Below are 1,340 nucleotides of genomic sequence, written 5' to 3' on the forward strand. Positions count from 1 at the left end.
CGGACCGGTTAGGCAGTCGCTGGCGGCGATTCTTTTGCAGGATGGCCGCTGGAGGAAAGTCCGGGCTCCACAGGGCAGGGTGCCAGGTAACGCCTGGGGGCCACACTGGGAACGGTGTGGCTACGGCTAGTGCCACAGAGAAGATACCGCCTGTTCCGTCCTCGTGTCGGAACCGGTAAGGGTGAAAAGGTGCGGTAAGAGCGCACCGCGCCGCTGGCAACAGCGGTGGCAGGGTAAACCCCACCCGGAGCAAGACCAAATAGGGATCCGTTGGCGTGGCCCGCGCTGGATCCGGGTAGGTTGCTAGAGGTTTGTGGCGACGCAAACCCGAGATGAATGACTGTCCACGACAGAACCCGGCTTATCGACCGGTCCACCTTATTCCCTATGCGTTGCAAGTGACGAGAAGCGAAGGCTAGCAAGGTTTTCGTGTCTCGTTGCTTGTTATTCGCAATCCTTTCCCTTCTTGATCTGGGTCATGATGCAAAAATGATGTGCCGCTAGGCTTGCCCGCTCACGCAGTTCGGAGCTCGGCATGGCACAGGTGGATACTCTTTTTAGTGAAAATGGCCATGAAGTGCTGCGCTTTGCCGACCTGGTGGTGGGCGAGGGCGTGCAGGCCAACCAGTTCTGTATTCGCCATAACGACCGGGCGGCGCTGATCGACCCCGGTGGCGATCTCACCTATACCCCTTTAACCATTGCGCTCAGCCGTCGCGTTAATCTGGACGGGCTGGAGTATATTCTTGCGTCCCATCAGGACCCGGACATCATCGCATCGCTGCCGCGCTGGTTAATGCATACCCGTTGTCAGGTGGTGGTTAGTCGTCTGTGGGCGCGCTTTCTGCCGCACCTGGCATCGTCCTATGTCACCGGCAAGATGGGGGAGCAGCTGCAGGCGCGGATTCTGGGGGTTGCCGATGAAGGCAAGGTGTTGCCTTTTGCCGGTACCGAGCTGTGGGTGCTGCCGGCGCATTTTCTGCATTCAGTGGGCAATTTCAGCTTCTATGATCCGCTCAGTGGCATCCTCTTTTCCGGTGACGTGGGTGCCAGCCTGGGTGGCGAAGAGGGGCGGGTGGATAACTTTGCAGACCATTGCCACAGCATGCAGGGCTTCCATCGGCGTTACATGGCCAGCAATCGGGCCTGCCGGCTGTGGGTGGCGATGGTGCGCAAGCTCTCGCCGCGGATGATTGTGCCTCAACATGGTGGCTACTTTGAGGGAGATAAGGTGGGCCACTTTCTGGGCTGGCTGGCGCAGCTGGAGTGCGGCGTGGACTTGCTGGATAGCGGTAACTATCGGCTTCCTTCAGCGGATTGCTAATGCGTTCTGCTAATAG

General features: G+C 59.1%; 1 protein-coding gene and 1 other RNA gene. Both read left to right on the forward strand.

Annotated features, from left to right (window positions below; translation table 11 throughout):
* Nucleotides 1-380, forward strand: an RNA gene (gene rnpB, locus A3754_RS13720) — RNase P RNA component class A.
* A 155-nt stretch (nucleotides 381-535) separates the two neighbouring features.
* Nucleotides 536-1,324 carry an MBL fold metallo-hydrolase gene (locus A3754_RS13725; RefSeq protein ID WP_063520140.1) on the forward strand — a complete coding sequence of 263 codons (789 nt, stop codon included), beginning with the start codon at nucleotides 536-538 and terminating at the stop codon, nucleotides 1,322-1,324.
* The last annotated feature ends 16 nt before the right edge of the window (nucleotides 1,325-1,340 follow it).

The organism is Alcanivorax sp. HI0083, from assembly GCF_001635175.1.